At 55.1% G+C, this 15,269-nt stretch carries 14 protein-coding genes; 6 read left to right on the forward strand and 8 right to left on the reverse strand.

Annotated features, from left to right (window positions below; translation table 11 throughout):
- The first annotated feature begins 197 nt into the window (after nt 1-197).
- Nucleotides 198-1,631 (forward strand): NAD(P)-dependent oxidoreductase, encoded by a 1,434-nt coding sequence (locus D9A02_RS02970; RefSeq protein ID WP_174232023.1) that lies wholly within the window; start codon nt 198-200, stop codon nt 1,629-1,631.
- Between the two features lie 158 nt (nt 1,632-1,789).
- Entirely contained in the window at nt 1,790-6,322 is a 4,533-nt protein-coding gene (gltB, locus tag D9A02_RS02975) for a glutamate synthase large subunit (RefSeq protein ID WP_120499482.1), read from the forward strand.
- Nucleotides 6,323-6,372: 50 nt separating this feature from the next.
- On the opposite strand, the gene D9A02_RS02980 is transcribed toward gltB, so the two are convergent.
- The 4 genes from D9A02_RS02980 to D9A02_RS02995 form a co-directional block, all read right to left on the reverse strand.
- The gene (locus D9A02_RS02980) at nt 6,373-6,939 is read right to left on the reverse strand and encodes a TetR/AcrR family transcriptional regulator (protein ID WP_162932942.1); all 567 of its coding nucleotides are present in this window, start codon (nt 6,937-6,939) and stop codon (nt 6,373-6,375) included.
- The gene (locus tag D9A02_RS02985; RefSeq protein WP_120499484.1) at nt 6,936-7,469 is read right to left on the reverse strand and encodes a dihydrofolate reductase family protein; all 534 of its coding nucleotides are present in this window, start codon (nt 7,467-7,469) and stop codon (nt 6,936-6,938) included. The genes D9A02_RS02980 and D9A02_RS02985 overlap by 4 nt, the downstream gene beginning before the upstream one ends.
- A 70-nt stretch (nt 7,470-7,539) precedes the next feature.
- Complete coding sequence (locus D9A02_RS02990; protein WP_120499485.1) at nt 7,540-8,373, reverse strand: DUF2182 domain-containing protein; 834 nt, start codon at nt 8,371-8,373, stop codon at nt 7,540-7,542.
- Nucleotide 8,374: 1 nt separating this feature from the next.
- A complete protein-coding gene (locus D9A02_RS02995; protein ID WP_120499486.1) occupies nt 8,375-9,016 on the reverse strand; it encodes a DUF1326 domain-containing protein in 642 nt (213 codons plus the stop codon).
- Between the two features lie 297 nt (nt 9,017-9,313).
- On the opposite strand from D9A02_RS02995, the gene D9A02_RS03000 reads away from it, so the two are divergent.
- A complete protein-coding gene (locus tag D9A02_RS03000) occupies nt 9,314-9,529 on the forward strand; it encodes a hypothetical protein (protein WP_216824939.1) in 216 nt (71 codons plus the stop codon).
- Here the strand turns inward: D9A02_RS03000 and D9A02_RS03005 are convergent.
- The 3 genes from D9A02_RS03005 to mbfA form a co-directional block, all read right to left on the reverse strand.
- The gene (locus D9A02_RS03005; RefSeq protein WP_120499487.1) at nt 9,517-10,146 is read right to left on the reverse strand and encodes a LysE family translocator; all 630 of its coding nucleotides are present in this window, start codon (nt 10,144-10,146) and stop codon (nt 9,517-9,519) included. The two genes, D9A02_RS03000 and D9A02_RS03005, sit on opposite strands and share 13 nt — an antisense overlap.
- Before the next feature lie 141 nt (nt 10,147-10,287).
- Complete coding sequence (locus D9A02_RS03010; protein WP_120499488.1) at nt 10,288-10,899, reverse strand: DNA-3-methyladenine glycosylase I; 612 nt, start codon at nt 10,897-10,899, stop codon at nt 10,288-10,290.
- A 9-nt stretch (nt 10,900-10,908) separates the two neighbouring features.
- Nucleotides 10,909-11,886, reverse strand: coding sequence for an iron exporter MbfA (gene mbfA, locus D9A02_RS03015; RefSeq protein ID WP_120499489.1), 978 nt, complete (start codon nt 11,884-11,886; stop codon nt 10,909-10,911).
- 156 nt (nt 11,887-12,042) lie between these two features.
- Between mbfA and D9A02_RS19130 the strand changes: the two genes are divergently transcribed.
- From D9A02_RS19130 to D9A02_RS03025, 3 genes are all read left to right on the forward strand, one after another.
- Nucleotides 12,043-12,201, forward strand: a complete 159-nt coding sequence (locus D9A02_RS19130) for a hypothetical protein (RefSeq protein WP_162932943.1) — start codon at nt 12,043-12,045, stop codon at nt 12,199-12,201.
- A gap of 103 nt (nt 12,202-12,304) precedes the next feature.
- The gene (locus D9A02_RS03020; protein WP_120499490.1) at nt 12,305-12,922 is read left to right on the forward strand and encodes a TetR/AcrR family transcriptional regulator; all 618 of its coding nucleotides are present in this window, start codon (nt 12,305-12,307) and stop codon (nt 12,920-12,922) included.
- Between the two features lie 82 nt (nt 12,923-13,004).
- Nucleotides 13,005-14,267, forward strand: a complete 1,263-nt coding sequence (locus tag D9A02_RS03025) for a glycerate kinase (RefSeq protein WP_120499491.1) — start codon at nt 13,005-13,007, stop codon at nt 14,265-14,267.
- Between the two features lie 67 nt (nt 14,268-14,334).
- On the opposite strand, the gene D9A02_RS03030 is transcribed toward D9A02_RS03025, so the two are convergent.
- On the reverse strand, nt 14,335-15,222 hold the full coding sequence (locus D9A02_RS03030; protein WP_162932944.1) for a LysR family transcriptional regulator: 888 nt from the start codon (nt 15,220-15,222) through the stop codon (nt 14,335-14,337).
- Nucleotides 15,223-15,269 lie beyond the last annotated feature (47 nt).

The following is a 15,269-nucleotide window of genomic DNA, read 5'->3' on the forward strand; positions in this document are numbered from 1 at the left end:
GGGTACAGCTATAACCCATTGAGTTTTCTTGGGAAGATCGTATTTAAATCCGACTCGGACCTAAAATGTTGAAAATTTGTTTCCGATACGCTCGGTGTGGTGGAGGTATTTTAATAATAGGTAAACTTTTATGACTTTATTTTCTACAAAGCATTCGCTAAACAGGCTCTGACACCAGAGAAACCGGAGGCCATGCTGTGGCAAAGCAACCGATGTTAAAATTTGTATCCGTGGATCGTGACATGCCGCAAAAGCGCATGGCGGAGGAGCGGAATCAGGATTTCCATGAAATTTATGCGGAATACGCCGACGCAAAGGCCAAAGAGCAGGCCAGTCGGTGTAGTCAATGCGGTGTGCCCTACTGTCAGACCCATTGCCCGCTTCAAAACAATATCCCTGACTGGCTGCGCCTGACGGCCGAGGGGCGCCTGGAAGAGGCGTATCAAACCAGCCAGATGACCAACACCTTTCCGGAAATATGCGGTCGCATCTGTCCGCAGGACCGGTTGTGTGAAGGGAACTGCGTGATCGAACAATCGGGTCATGGTACAGTTACTATTGGTTCGGTCGAGAAGTATTTGACGGATACCGCTTGGGAAAACGGTTGGGTGAAACCGATTGTACCGCAGCACGAACGTGTTGAATCCGTTGGTATTATTGGTGCAGGACCGGGCGGCTTGGCAGCAGCGGATGTGTTGCGGCGCGCGGGTGTGCAAGTGACCGTATATGATCGGCACGACCGCGCAGGTGGCTTGCTGACCTATGGTATTCCGGGCTTTAAGCTTGAGAAAGACGTGGTGCTGCGCCGGGTAGAGCAACTGGCGCAGGCGGGTGTCGCGTTTGTAATGAATTGCGATGTCGGGACGGACATCACATTCGAGGAATTGCGTAGCAAACACAGTGCGTTACTGATTGCGACCGGCGTTTATAAATCACGCGATCTGCAGGGTCCGGGGTCCGGGGCGCAGGGGATTGTGCGGGCGATTGATTATCTGACCGCCAGTAACAAGCTGAACTTTGAGGATACGGTGCCCGAATTTGAAAGCGGTGAGCTGAACGCCGAGGGCAAACGTGTTGTCGTGATCGGTGGTGGTGATACGGCGATGGACTGTGTTCGAACGGCGATCCGGCAAGGGGCGACTTCGGTCAAATGCCTGTATCGCCGTGACCGGGAGAACATGCCGGGCAGCCAGCGTGAGACGCAAAATGCAGAAGAGGAAGGTGTTGAATTTCAGTGGCTTAGCGCGCCATTGGCGTTCTCGGGTGACCCGGTGAATTCCGTAAAAGTGCAACAAATGCGCCTTGGAACACCGGATGCTAGCGGCCGACGCAGCCCTGAGCCGATTGACGGGGCCGAGATTGATGAACCTGCGGATCTGGTAATCAAAGCGCTGGGATTTGAGCCGGAAGATCTGCCAAGCCTTTGGAATGAAGGCGAATTGGAGGTGACCGATTGGGGCACCGTCAAAGCGCAGTTCACCACTGGGCAGACCTCAATGGACGGTGTGTTTGCCGTGGGCGATATCGTGCGCGGGGCATCCTTGGTGGTTTGGGCCATCAAAGACGGCCGCGATTCAGCTGAGGCCATTCTGGATTACCTGAACAGTAAACAGGCCGTCGCGGCCGAATAAAATGCGTACAGCCTGTACAGGATGTACGCACGTTATGTACACAAATCGGTCTGGTTCCATTGCTGCGCAGGAATTGCAGTTGGAATGCTAGATGCGGGCGAAAAAGCGAGATTAGGGCAAAGGCCCTGACCCACCGAGTAAAGGAAGGGTAAAGACCAATGAAGAAACTGGATCTTAACTGGGCGGCCAAAGAAGAGGCCAAACGTAAGTGGCTGGCCGAGAATGGCATGTACGCCGAGGAGGAGGAGCACTCCTCTTGTGGTGTTGGTTTGGTGGTCTCGGTTGATGGGCAACCCTCGCGCCGCGTGGTTGAGGCCGGGATTGATGCGCTCAAAGCGATCTGGCACCGCGGCGCGGTGGATGCCGATGGCAAAACTGGCGATGGCGCGGGCATCCACGTGCAGATCCCGGTGCCGTTTATTTATGACCAGATCCGCCGCACGGGCCACGAGCCACGACAGGATCAGTTGGTTGCTGTTGGACAAGTGTTTTTGCCACGGACCGATTTTGGTGCGCAGGAGGCGTGCCGGACAATCGTGGAAACCGAAGTGCTGCGTATGGGGCACACAATCTATGGCTGGCGGCATGTGCCGGTGGATGTGACGTGTCTGGGGGAAAAGGCCAACGCCACCCGGCCCGAGATTGAACAGATCCTGATTTCCAACGCAAAAGACATCGATGAAGACGATTTCGAGCGCGAACTTTATGTGATCCGTCGCCGGATCGAAAAAGCAGTGACCGAGGCCAACATCAACGGACTTTATATTGCGTCGCTGTCGTGCCGGTCGATCATCTACAAGGGCATGATGCTGGCGGAAGAGGTGGCAGTCTTTTACCCCGATCTGATGGACGAGCGGTTCATCTCTAGCTTTGCGATTTATCACCAACGTTATTCGACCAATACTTTCCCGCAGTGGTGGCTGGCGCAGCCGTTCCGCATGTTGGCCCATAACGGTGAGATCAACACGCTTAAGGGCAACATGAACTGGATGAAAAGCCATGAGATCCGCATGGCAAGCAATTCATTCGGAGAGATGGCCGAAGATATCAAACCGATCATTGCAGGAGGGTCATCAGACTCGGCTGCTTTGGATGCGGTGTTTGAGGTGCTGGTGCGTGCGGGCCGGTCGGCCCCTATGGCGAAAACCATGCTGGTGCCGGAAAGCTGGTCCAAGCAGGCCGAGGAACTGCCGCAGGCGTGGCGCGATATGTATTCATATTGCAATTCGGTGATGGAACCATGGGATGGGCCAGCGGCATTGGCGATGACCGATGGACGTTGGGTTTGCGCGGGGCTTGACCGAAACGGGTTGCGCCCAATGCGTTATGTTTTGACCGGTGATGGTCTGGTGATTGCCGGGTCTGAGGCCGGGATGGTGCCAATTGATGAAGCGTCGGTTATTGAAAAAGGCGCGCTTGGACCCGGGCAGATGCTGGCCGTGGACATGAAAAAGGGCGTCATGTACCGCGATAATGAGATCAAGGATAAGCTGTCGCAAGCCTTGCCATTTGATGAATGGGTCAACCGGATCAACGATCTGGAGCAGGAACTTGCGGGCGTCACTGAGAAGCCAATTTTTACCGGGGCCGAATTGCGCCAACGGCAGAATGCGGCGGGTTATACCATTGAAGAGCTGGAACAAATTCTGGCGCCAATGGCTGAAGACGGCAAAGAAACACTGGCCAGTATGGGCGATGATACACCGTCCGCGGTCTTGTCAGCGCAGTACCGGCCATTGAGCCATTTCTTCCGTCAGAATTTCAGTCAGGTGACGAACCCGCCGATTGATAGCCTGCGCGAATATCGGGTGATGAGCCTGAAGACGCGGTTCGGGAACCTCAAAAACGTGCTGGATGAAAGCGGCGCGCAGACCGAGATTATCGTGCTGGAAAGCCCGTTTCTGGGCAATGCCCAATGGGCCGAGCTGCAAAGCCATTTCAACGCTGATGTGGCCGAGATTGATTGTACCTTTGTCAGCGGTTCGGGGGCCTTGCAGGCGGGGTTAGAGCGGATCCGGGCCGAAGCCGAAGATGCGGTACGCTCTGGTGCCGGACATATTGTTTTGACCGATCAACATCTGGATGCAGACAAGATCGGCATGTCGATGATTTTGGCGACCTCTGCCGTACATAGCCATCTGACACGCAAGGGATTGCGAACCTTCTGTTCGTTGAATGTGCGGTCGGCGGAATGTATCGACCCACATTATTTTGCCGTGCTGATCGGTGCGGGTGCAACCGTTGTGAACGCCTATCTGGCCGAGGATTCTATCGCTGACCGTCTGGAGCGGGGCCTGCTGGATGGCAGTTTGACCGAGAACATTGCGCGCTATCGCAACGCGATTGATCAGGGTCTGTTGAAGATCATGGCCAAGATGGGGATCTCGGTCGTGTCCTCTTATCGTGGTGGAATGAACTTTGAGGCGGTCGGTCTGAGCCGGGCGATGTGTGCAGAATACTTCCCCGGGTTAACCAGCCGGATCAGTGGCATTGGCGTTTCGGGCATTCAGACGAAGTTGGAAGAAGTGCACGCACGGGCCTTTGGCGCCGGGCAGGATATTTTGCCCATTGGCGGGTTCTACAAAGCGCGCAAGTCGGGTGAAACCCATGCCTGGGCGGCGACCAACATGCACATGCTGCAGATGGCGTGTAACAATGCCAGCTATGCCCTGTGGCAGCGGTATTCGAAAACCATGCAGTCAAATCCACCGATTCACATTCGTGACCTGATGGCGATCAAACCGATGGGAGAGGCGATTGCACTGGAAGAGGTCGAAAGCGTGACAGCGATCCGAAAACGGTTCGTGACGCCGGGCATGTCGCTGGGGGCATTGAGCCCGGAGGCGCATAAGACGCTGAACGTGGCGATGAACCGGATTGGGGCGCGCTCGGACAGTGGAGAGGGTGGCGAAGATCCGGCGCATTTTGTGCCGGAGGCCAATGGGGATAATCCGTCTGCAAAGATCAAGCAGGTGGCCTCAGGCCGGTTTGGGGTGACTGCGGAATACCTGAACCAGTGTGAAGAGCTGGAGATCAAGGTGGCGCAGGGCGCGAAGCCCGGTGAGGGTGGTCAGCTGCCGGGGATGAAGGTCACTGACCTGATCGCGCGGCTGCGGCATTCGACCAAGGGCGTGACATTGATTTCACCGCCGCCACATCATGATATTTACTCGATCGAGGATTTGGCGCAGCTGATTTATGATCTCAAGCAGATCAACCCGACGGTCAAAGTGACGGTCAAGCTGGTTGCGCAATCGGGTGTGGGCACAATTGCCGCTGGTGTGGCCAAGGCCAAGGCGGATGTTATTCTGGTCTCGGGTCATAATGGCGGTACCGGGGCCAGCCCGGCAACGTCGATCAAATATGCCGGATTGCCGTGGGAGATGGGCCTGACTGAGGCGCATCAGGTGCTGAGCATGAACAACCTGCGTGAGCGCATTACCCTGCGCACCGATGGTGGCTTGCGTACTGGGCGCGATATCGTGATGGCGGCGATGATGGGGGCTGAGGAATATGGTATCGGTACTGCCGCGCTGATTGCGATGGGCTGCATTATGGTGCGCCAGTGTCAGAGCAACACCTGTCCGGTTGGGGTCTGTACACAAGATGAGGCGCTGCGTGGCAAGTTTACTGGCAACGCGGAGAAGGTTGTGAACTTGATCACCTTCTATGCGCAGGAAGTGCGGGAAATTCTGGCCAGCATTGGCGCGCGATCATTGGATGAGGTGATTGGACGGGCGGATCTGCTGACGCAGGTTTCGCGTGGCTCGGCGCATCTGGATGATCTGGATCTTAACCCGATGTTGATCACCGTGGGTGGTGTGGGCGAGGCGGCATATGACCGCAATCGTCCGCGGACCGAAGTGCCTGATACGCTGGACGCTGAAATTGTGCGCGATGCCAGCCGGTTCCTGGAAGACGGAGAAAAGATGCAGCTGCATTACGCGGTGCAAAACACGCACCGGACGGTGGGCACGCGAGTGTCGAGCCATATCGTGCGGAACTTCGGCATGCGCAACACGTTGCAACCGGACCATTTGACGGTGAAGTTGTCGGGTAGTGCGGGGCAGTCGCTGGGGGCTTTTGCGGCACCGGGGCTGAAGATCGAAGTGTCGGGCGATGCCAACGACTATGTCGGCAAAGGCCTGTCTGGCGGCACCATCGTGGTGCATCCACCGCAAAGCAGCCCGTTGGTGGCCGCAGATAACACCATCATCGGCAATACCGTATTGTACGGCGCGACCGATGGGCATCTGTTTGCCGCAGGTCGCGCAGGTGAACGGTTCGCGGTTCGAAACTCTGGCGCGAAGGTGGTGATCGAGGGCTGTGGCAGCAACGGTTGTGAATACATGACTGGCGGTGTTGCTGTGATCCTTGGCTCAATCGGTGCCAACTTTGGCGCAGGGATGACCGGGGGTATGGCCTATCTTTATGATCCTGAAGGACGGTCTGCGACGTTGATTAATCACGAGACGTTGGTCGCTTGCCCTGTGCAGGATGTGCATTGGCAAAATGAGCTGAAGGGGCTGGTTGAACGCCATGCCGCTGAGACCGGCAGCCGCAAAGCTCAGGATATCTTGCAGCATTGGGAGGCCGAACTGGGTAACTTCGTTCAGCTGTGCCCAACCGAGATGCTGGATAAACTGCCACATCCTCTGGGGCATGAGGCGAAGGCTATTCCAGCGGAGTAAGTGATTTCATGTATGAAGCACAAGGCTAGCATAGCTCGCCTTGTTGCGTTTCAAGGCTTTGGCGCGGAAAGCGCCCAATCGAGGCTGCGTTCGTACATGGCAAGACCGGGGGCGATGTCAGCTGGGGCGGCAATGGCAGAGAAGATGAAGCCGTGGGTATAATCGATCAGCAGGTTGAGCATTACGTCTTGCGGATCACCATCGTTGAGCATACGCGTCTCAATCCGGACCAGTTCGGTGTAGCGGATCAGGTCATCTGACATCAGCGTTGGCGTTTGCAGAATGCAGCGGATCAGGGCGGCGTGGCTCAGCGCCATCTCACAATAACGCAGGAGCAAGTCGCGCAAACGCAAAGCGGGGGTGGCCCCTTTGGCAGGTGAGACCAGCCCGGCAAATGCGTCGGTGATAAGTGCCTCAAGCAACTGATGCCGCGTGCCGATGTGGTAGGTAACAGCCATTGGTGTGACGCCCAGCTTGGTAGCTAGCGCGCGGAAGGTGAGGGCCCCTTCGCCCTTGTCATTGAGGATAGAGCAGGCGGCTTTGAGAATATCCGTCTTATGCAGCCGATCCGCCGTCTTGGAGGGGCGGCCCGCGCGTTTGTTTTTGGGGTTTGTCACTGAACTGAATACTGCTTGGTTACCAATCCAGACGGGTATTCCGTGACCGATTCCAGTCTGAGATCAATATCGGCATTAAGAGTGCTGAAAATGCGAATGCCGTCACCTATCAGAATCGGAACGGTGGTGATTTTCAGGCTCTCAATCAGGCCGTCACTTAGGAAAGATTGGATGATCGCGCCGCCATCGACGTAGACACGTTTGTGGCCACGAGATTCAAGTTCAGCCATCAGGGCCGTAGGGGCAAGCATGCTGATTTCGACCTTGTCTTGCAGATGCGTCGGGATATCGGATTGTGTTAGGCTGCGGCTTAGGACAATTACGGGTTTGTCGTAGGGCCATTCATCAAAGCCCAGCACGGTTTTGAACGAGCCGCTGCCCATGACCAACACGTCGATGCTGTCCATGAATGCGGTGAAACCGTGGTCTTCGTCGGTGGTGTTTTGTTTCATCAACCAATCAAGTGAATGGTCCTTGCGGGCGACAAAGCCGTCAAGGGTCATGGCCATCATGATGTGTCCGGTGATCATAATCTGTCTCCAATTATTTATACATCGTATAATTAAATTCGATCAAAAGTTCAACTCGTGAAAAATGTGGCTAGACCAGCAAGGTTGCGATAGCCCAAAAGGCCAGGAGTGCTGCGGAAATACGGCCGGATTTCAGCCCGAATAGGCCCAATTTTTCGATCAGGACAATCATGGCAAGGGCGGCGATCCAGATCAGGTTCATTACGCCGCCGACAAACAGCAGCAGCATAAGGGCCCAGCAGCATCCAACACAATAGGTGCCGTGAATGACCCCCATCTGAAACGCGCCTAATGTGCCCTTGCGCCAGTTGCGCGAGAGCCATTCAGCTGGGCTATGGCAATGTTGCAAGCAGGCCTGTTTGATCGGGGTCAACTGGTATAGCGCAGCGGTGAACAGGATCAGCGCGCTGAACCATGGAGCCATTGACCACAGCATCATCGACGACAACAGCCCGCTGGCAACCAGCGCCATCTGTACGGCTGTGACTATCACCGAAAAGATCAGCCAGATGGTCAGGTAACCGCTGAGAAAGACGGCGATGGACACTGGCCCCTGTTGCATCCGGCCCTTGCGCTGGGCGTGGCGCATGGTGCGGGCATAGAGCAGCATCGCGGGCGCGGCCGAGGGTAGCATCATGGCGATCATCATGATCCACCACATCGAAGCCATCAGGACGAAATGTGCGGGTCCTTCTGTGGCCAATGGTGCGGTCATCTGCATCGGGCGTAGAGGTTGGTTAAGGTGTGGGAAGAGGCCACTGCGGGTCATTTCCAGTGCGGTCATGCCCATTCCCGCGCCGGAGATGACCCAGAGCCATGCCAGTGTACAGATCAGGGTGAGACCGCCAATCAAGATGGCGCGGTCGCGCCGGATCAGCCGTTCAAGCGTTGGGGCGGTGGCCATTTCAGGCGGCGTTTTCAATCACACCATGTGGGCCATAAGACGCGTGCCACAGGACACCGTAGACGCTCTCGTATTGCATTTTGAGACCGGCATCGATGGTGACGTCGCCTGATCCCATTTCGGCCTCGCGGAACTCGAACCCCTCGGGTAGGACAATGCGGGCACGGTGTGGTTTGCCGGTGACCGGGTTTTTGATCGGGGTGATGTTGAGCATGGTCTTGCCATCAACAACCAGCTTGCCGGTGCGGGCTTCGATATCGGCCTCGAACTTAAGATCGGCAAAGATCGGGTCGTCTTCGCCATCCATGGTGGAGCCGTAAATGTTGAACACAGTTGTAGGTTCTTGTTCTTCGCCGCCAAGGATTTTGAACAGCGCGTCGACCTGTTCATCGGTGGCGCGTTTGTCGATGATCCCTTGAGCCCAGCCGCCGCCCTCGTGTACTGGCCCTGGCCAGCGGTAAGAGGCGCCGATGATGAGCCCGTCCAGACGGACATCGCCAAAGTAGCCTTCCTCAATCAAATGCGCCTCGCCGCCCTCGCACACATCGCGCGATGGTTTTCCGTTGAATTCGCACGGGCAGCCATAGTCGCAACTGCAGACGCCAATCTTGGGCCCGCTGATTTTCCAGTCGATATAAGTCATTTTGTTCCCCCCCAAATGGTCTGGTGTTGAAATGTCACTGTTAAATTGTTGGAACTGAAATATGGGCGAGGATAGCACAGGGGGCGGGTTTTCCCAAAAGTGGTCCAACTTCCTGCGATACATGGATTTTAAAGGAAATTGCCAAGTAGCCGGGCAGGTGTATGAAGCGCCATCCATTCGAATCCGGCCAGATTCCAGCCCAATGTAATAGTGAATATATTGAACGGATGGGGAAACGGAATTTTAAGAATTCATCAAAAACACATCAGCCAGCTAATCTGATGCTGAAGAGACATAATGGAACACGGCACCCGGACAGAAGTCGTTATGACTGAGCAACGCTGCCAGCTTTTTGGCCTCATCGGCTTCATCATTGCTGGTCTTGTTTTTATCGCTGCGGGGATAAATTTTGGCGATCCACTGACGATTATTGTAAGTGTGATTTGGGTGATTTCGTGCCTGATTTGGATGATCCCGCTGCTACGTGGGACAAAGCGCCCTTACTCAGACTGAAACCGTGCCGTAAGTATTTTGAAGCTGGCTGCGCCAAATCCTATGGAAAACGCGCTTTCGAACCAACGGCGTAGGCGTAGGTAAAGAAGGGTCATGGCCTTTGAGGAAAATAAAATCGCATACCCATGGAAGATGACAAAGCCTAGGGTGCCAACAGAAGAAATGACAATTACGAGGCCTTGGATCGATGATCCGGCTGGAACCCCGAGCGAATATAATGAGCCAATAAATAAGATTGCCTTCGGATTTGTGAGTTGCAGCAAGAGCCCCTTTGTAAACAGCGTTGATCTGCTTCCTGTCAGCAACTTAACCTTGATTTCCTTAGGGGAGAGTGCAGAACGGGCAGCCTTGTAGGCGAGATACATCAAATAGGTTGCGCCAAAATATCGTAACACTTCGAATACCCATGCATTTGCAAGCATGATCGCGCCTAGGCCAAATGCTGCTGAAATTGCCCATATCAGCGAGCCGGCAGATATGCCTGATGCCAACGACAAACCCGATACTCTGCCTGAAGCCATAGAAGTACCAGCAATGGCGAGAGTTGCTGGGCCAGGGCTTGCACCCGCTACAAAAGCTGCGATGAGGATCAGTGGTAGATTTATATCTAATAGCATTTAGGTGTCGCCCTGCATCTTGTTGAATTGAGCGTCTACTATTCACAACGACATGTCAAAAGAAGGCTCAGAGCGGTCCTTGAGCCTCATGTAAGAGTTGTACAGATTTTGCCGTGGTGCTTCCAAGAAGGGCGGGGTTTTTCATTTACTTGGGGGCGCAAATGCAGCGCGGGCTTTGTGGGCTTTTTTGCGCATCACGCAGCTGATCGCATGGTCGTTTATTAGTCCCATGGCTTGCATGAAGGCAAAGATTGTAGTCGGGCCGAGGAATTTCCAGCCGCGTTTTTTCAGCTCTTTTGACAGCGCAACCGAGGTTGGAGAGGTCGAGGCGGTTTGTGGCTCGCCTAACTCTTCGACTGGCGGCTCGTAGCGCCAGATGAAGGCGGCTAGTGATCCCTCGACCTCGATCATTTCGGCCATGCGGTGGGCGTTGTTGATGGTGGCGTCAATCTTGAGGCGGTTGCGCACGATACCGGGATCATTCAGCAGGCGTTCGCGATCCGCGTCGGTGAACTTCATGATCGCACGGTAATCAAACCCGGCAAAGGCGGCGCGGAAGTTTTCGCGTTTGTTCAGAATGGTGCGCCAGCTAAGGCCGGACTGGAAGCTTTCCAGACACAGCTTTTCAAACAGACGGGTGTCATCGCCCACTGGATAGCCCCATTCATTGTCATGATAGGGCAAAAATTCCGGCACGTCTCCGCACCAGGCACAACGGTTTTGCCCATCCGGACCTGTGATGACCTTGTTCATGGCCCCACTTTAACCGCTACCGATAATTACACCAGTGGCAAAGACCAATGCGCCGCCCAATACCACCTGCATTGCGGCACGGAAAAATGGGGTTTGCATGAACCGGTTTTGGATCCATGCAATGGCCCACAGTTCAATAAACACTACGATAATTGCGATGATCGTCGCTGTCCAGAAATCGGTGATCAGATAGGGCAGGGCGTGACCCAAGCCACCTACAGTGGTCATTATGCCACTGGCGAAACCGCGTTTGACCGGGCTGCCGCGACCGGACAATTCACCGTCATCGCTGGCGGCCTCGGTAAAGCCCATGGAGATGCCGGCGCCGACCGAAGCGGCGAGGCCCACGAGGAAGGTGGTCCAGGTGTCTTGTGTGGCAAAGGCGGTGGCAAAGATCGGTGCGAGGGTTGAGACAGAGCCGTCCATCAGCCCGGCTAGCCCCGGCTGGACCCAAGTCAGGATGAATTTGCGATTGGCGGTTTCGGCCTCCTGGGCCTGAGCGTCGTGGTTGAGGTGACTTTCGGTCAGGTCACCGGCGCGGGTCTGGTGCCCGGCTTCGGCGGCGGCCAGATCGCCCAGCAGTTTGCGGGTGGCTGCGTCGGTGCTCTGACCAGCGGCCTTGAGGTAAAATTGCTCGGCATCGCGTTCCATCATCGCGGCCTCTTGCCGGATGCGATCAAGCCCAAGGTTTTCAATCAGCCAGACCGGGCGGCGAGCGTGGAACCCGGCGATATGTTCGCGTCGGATCAGCGGGATGACCGGGCCGAACCGGGTATCATGTTGGTCGATCAGGGCTTGACGGTGGCTGTCTTCTTCAAGTGCCATGTCGTCAAAAACCTTGGCGGTGTCGGGATAGTCCGCGCGCAGCTTTTCTGCATAACTGCGATAGATGCGGGCGTCGTCCTCTTCCGATGATATGGCAAGGGCAAGCACCTCTTGTTCGCTGAGGTCCGCGAAGCGGCGGCGGTGAAAATGACCGGGAATCATTGGAGTATCCTTTTTAGAATGATTCTAAATTATGCGCGAATAGAAAATACGCAAGCGATAAATTCTGTAAAGTGAACTCATTTTCTAAATTCACTTGATAACTGAACTAATTAGTTTAAATATACTAAACTAATCTGTTTAGAATCGGAGCGAACGATGACCAGAACCTTTACTGCCGTAATCCTTGCCTTGGGTGTCGTGATGACGCCAATGCAGGCTTTGAGTTTCAATACAGGGAGTTTGTTTCCGACGATCACCTATCCAGAGACCACACCAGAGCCTGTCACCCGAGATACTACGCAAACAGAACGTTGAATTTTGGGCAATTGACGGAGGGGAAATTGAGCTAAATTGCAGTTATGCTTGCGCATTCATAGGGGCGGCGCTTAAACTGGCCGAACCGAATTGGGGGGCAAGCATGACGGCAATGGCCGCAGAAATCAAAAAAGGTCGCAAGTTTGATCAAGTCCTCGAGGGCGCGCGCAAGGTGTTTATGCGTGACGGATTTGAGGGGGCCAGTGTCGATGAAATCGCCCGCGAGGCGGGAGTGTCGAAAGCGACCTTATACAGTTATTTTCCTGATAAGCGGTTGTTGTTTTCTGAAGTGTCTCGCTTGGAGTGCAAGCGCCAAGCGGAAGAGGCCATCGAGGTGATCGGTGTTGGTGCTCCGATTGAGATCGTCTTGCACGAAGCCGCTAGTCGAGTGGTGCGGTTCTTTCTGTCGGAATTTGGCATGCAGGTCTTCCGAATTTGCGTGTCGGAATCCTATCGTTTTCCCGAGTTAGGGCAACGGTTTTACGACTCGGGTCCGGCCTTGCTACGGTCGCGGATGTCGCAGGTGTTTACGCCCTATGTCGAAAAGGGAATCCTGAAGATTGACGATATGGAACTTGCGACGAGCCAGTTCGCCGAGCTGTGCAAATCAGATCTGTTTGTACGCAAATTATGTGGTCTCGCCGACGAACCGACCGAGGCCGAGATTGAGCGGGTTGTGAAAGGCGTTGTTGATGTCTTTTTGTCGCGTTACCTAGCCTGATAAATCCTGTATTTCTGGTTCTGCTTGATATGTATGGATGTTCTGCGTCAAAAAGCAGGACGTTTTGAATCGGAGACCTGCCATGACCGACCCCGCATCCTTTTTGCGCAACTTGTTTGATCGTGCGGTCGAAGTCGCCGATCCGATGCAAAGTTTAAAAGAGGCTTTACCTCCGCGCCCTGCAGGACGTCTGGTGGTGATCGGCGCGGGCAAAGCTTCGGCTCGGATGGCTGAGGCGGTCGAAGTCGAATACGGCCCATGTGATGGTTTGGTGATCACGCGTTATGGATATGCGCGCCCGTGCGAAGGCATCGAGATTGTTGAGGCAGCACACCCGGTACCGGATGCCGCAGGCGAGGCGGCGACAAAACGGATGCTGGAGCTGGTCGATGGTCTGGGCGAAGATGATTTTGTGTTGGCGTTGATTTCCGGCGGCGGTTCGGCCCTGCTGAGCGCGCCGGCTGGCAATATCACATTGGAAGAAAAACAAGCACTGACGCAGGCGTTGTTGGCCTCTGGGGCTCCGATTGGCGATATCAACGGCATTCGCAAGCAGATCTCGGCCGTTAAAGGTGGCAATTTGGCTGCGCGTGTGCATCCAGCCAAGATGCTGGCGCTGATGATCTCGGATGTTCCCGGGGACAACCCGTCGGATATCGCCAGTGGGCCCACTGTGGGTCATGAAGGTGATGCTGAAAAGGCCATTGAGACGTTGAAAACCTGGGGAGTTACCCCGGCGCAATCTATTGCGGACTATTTGGTATCAGGCGTTGACCCGGTGCGCCCGAATGACCCGAGATTGGCAGGCGTGGAAAATGTGATTTACGCGGCTCCGTCGCAATCTCTGGCTGCAGCGGCTGAGTTGGCACAGAGTGCCGGCATCGAGACACGTCTTCTGGGGGATGCGCTTGAGGGTGAAGCCCGCGATGTTGCGTGTGCCCATGCGGCACTGGCCCGCGAAGTGCAAGCGGGTCTATCCGAAGGTGACGCGCCTGTAGTGTTGTTGTCCGGAGGCGAATTGACTGTGACACGCACTGGTAACGGCGTGGGCGGGCCTAATGCGGAATATTCGCTGGCGCTGGCTTTGGCGCTTGAGGGGGCCGAGGGCATTGATGCGATTGCCTGTGACACCGATGGTGTTGATGGAGCGGCAGAAGTCGCCGGTGCCATCATCGCGCCAGATACTTTGGCGAAAGCAGCTGAGTGTGGTCGCGATGCGGCTGCTGCATTGCAAAACAACGATGCGCACGGGTTCTTTGGCGATCTTGGGGATCAGGTGGTGCCAGGACCAACCTTGACCAATGTCAACGATTTCCGCGCGATTTTGTGCCGGTACGTGGGTTAAAGTCACGCTCTGGCCCTCTATTGAACGGCCACCGGCACGAGATAGCGGCTGTCTAGCGATCATACTTCTAGATTTGTGCACGCATCCATTTGTGCCGGGCAGAGGCATCAACACGCATGTGCCAAACGCAAGAGATGGTATATGATGGAACCTCAAACGGCGGCGTGCAGGACGCAAATCCGGCAAAAACGGTATCTTTCAGGCGCAAGGGCATCAGGGTGACTAAGTCGGTATTTTTCAGAATGGTCGCGACTGTTGCAAAGCTGGGCAGGCTGACAGCGATGTGCCTTTGAACTCCGTGTTTGGCTAAGATCTGATCCACGGGTGTTTTATGAATTTCACCTGGGGACATAATCACATGCGAGGCATCGCAGTATTTCTCCAAGCTGTTTGGTGCGCTCCGTTTTGCCGGATCATAAAAGCAAACGTCGGTATCGCTTGCCAAAATCCGGCGCTGCTTGATATCGGTTTCCATTGATTTCAGTTCGGGTGCCAGCACAAGATCAACCTTCCCGGAACGAAGAAGGTCGGCCCAATCTTTGTCATCCAGCGCTCGTCGCACCCGGATTTGGACGTTGGGTGCTTTGGTGCGCAGTTGGTCAATGAAAGGTTTGACGATGATCTCGATCTCATAATCGGTCGCGGCAATCGTGAACGGGCGCGCGTCCGTGGTGGGGTCATAGGTCCCGGACTGGGAAAACCGTTCCATGTCTTGCAAAATACGCCGGGCATCTTGCGCCAAGGCGGAGGCTTTCTCAGTTGGGGTTATGCCGCGCCCCATTGGGACGAACAGGTCGTCCTTGGTGATGGCACGCAAACGGTTCAGGCCATGGCTGATCGTAGATTGGGTGACGTTCATCGCCAAGGCGGCTGCGGTGACAGATCCGGTCTCATAGACCATGACAAACATGGTCAACAAACGGCCGTCCAATGATAACTCATCGATATTGTTCATGATTGTTATGAGTAATACTTCTGTATTATTAATCAATAGCGGAGAAT

The sequence above is a fragment of the Roseovarius sp. EL26 genome (genome assembly GCF_900327775.1).
GTDB lineage: Bacteria > Pseudomonadota > Alphaproteobacteria > Rhodobacterales > Rhodobacteraceae > Roseovarius.

Bases quoted from the DNA above. Each gene is read 5' to 3' on its own strand.
- D9A02_RS03010 (WP_120499488.1), bottom strand. From the start codon at position 10,899: ATGAACAAGGTCATCACAGGTCCGGATGGGCAAAACCGTTGTGCCTGG.
- D9A02_RS02990 (WP_120499485.1), bottom strand. From the start codon at position 8,373: ATGGCCACCGCCCCAACGCTTGAACGGCTGATCCGGCGCGACCGCGCC.
- D9A02_RS03000 (WP_216824939.1), top strand. From the start codon at position 9,314: ATGGAACACGGCACCCGGACAGAAGTCGTTATGACTGAGCAACGCTGC.
- D9A02_RS02985 (WP_120499484.1), bottom strand. From the start codon at position 7,469: ATGATCACCGGACACATCATGATGGCCATGACCCTTGACGGCTTTGTC.
- D9A02_RS03020 (WP_120499490.1), top strand. From the start codon at position 12,305: ATGACGGCAATGGCCGCAGAAATCAAAAAAGGTCGCAAGTTTGATCAA.
- D9A02_RS03025 (WP_120499491.1), top strand. From the start codon at position 13,005: ATGACCGACCCCGCATCCTTTTTGCGCAACTTGTTTGATCGTGCGGTC.
- D9A02_RS19130 (WP_162932943.1), top strand. From the start codon at position 12,043: ATGACCAGAACCTTTACTGCCGTAATCCTTGCCTTGGGTGTCGTGATG.
- D9A02_RS03005 (WP_120499487.1), bottom strand. From the start codon at position 10,146: ATGCTATTAGATATAAATCTACCACTGATCCTCATCGCAGCTTTTGTA.
- D9A02_RS03030 (WP_162932944.1), bottom strand. From the start codon at position 15,222: ATGAACAATATCGATGAGTTATCATTGGACGGCCGTTTGTTGACCATG.
- D9A02_RS02995 (WP_120499486.1), bottom strand. From the start codon at position 9,016: ATGACTTATATCGACTGGAAAATCAGCGGGCCCAAGATTGGCGTCTGC.
- mbfA (WP_120499489.1), bottom strand. From the start codon at position 11,886: ATGATTCCCGGTCATTTTCACCGCCGCCGCTTCGCGGACCTCAGCGAA.
- gltB (WP_120499482.1), top strand. From the start codon at position 1,790: ATGAAGAAACTGGATCTTAACTGGGCGGCCAAAGAAGAGGCCAAACGT.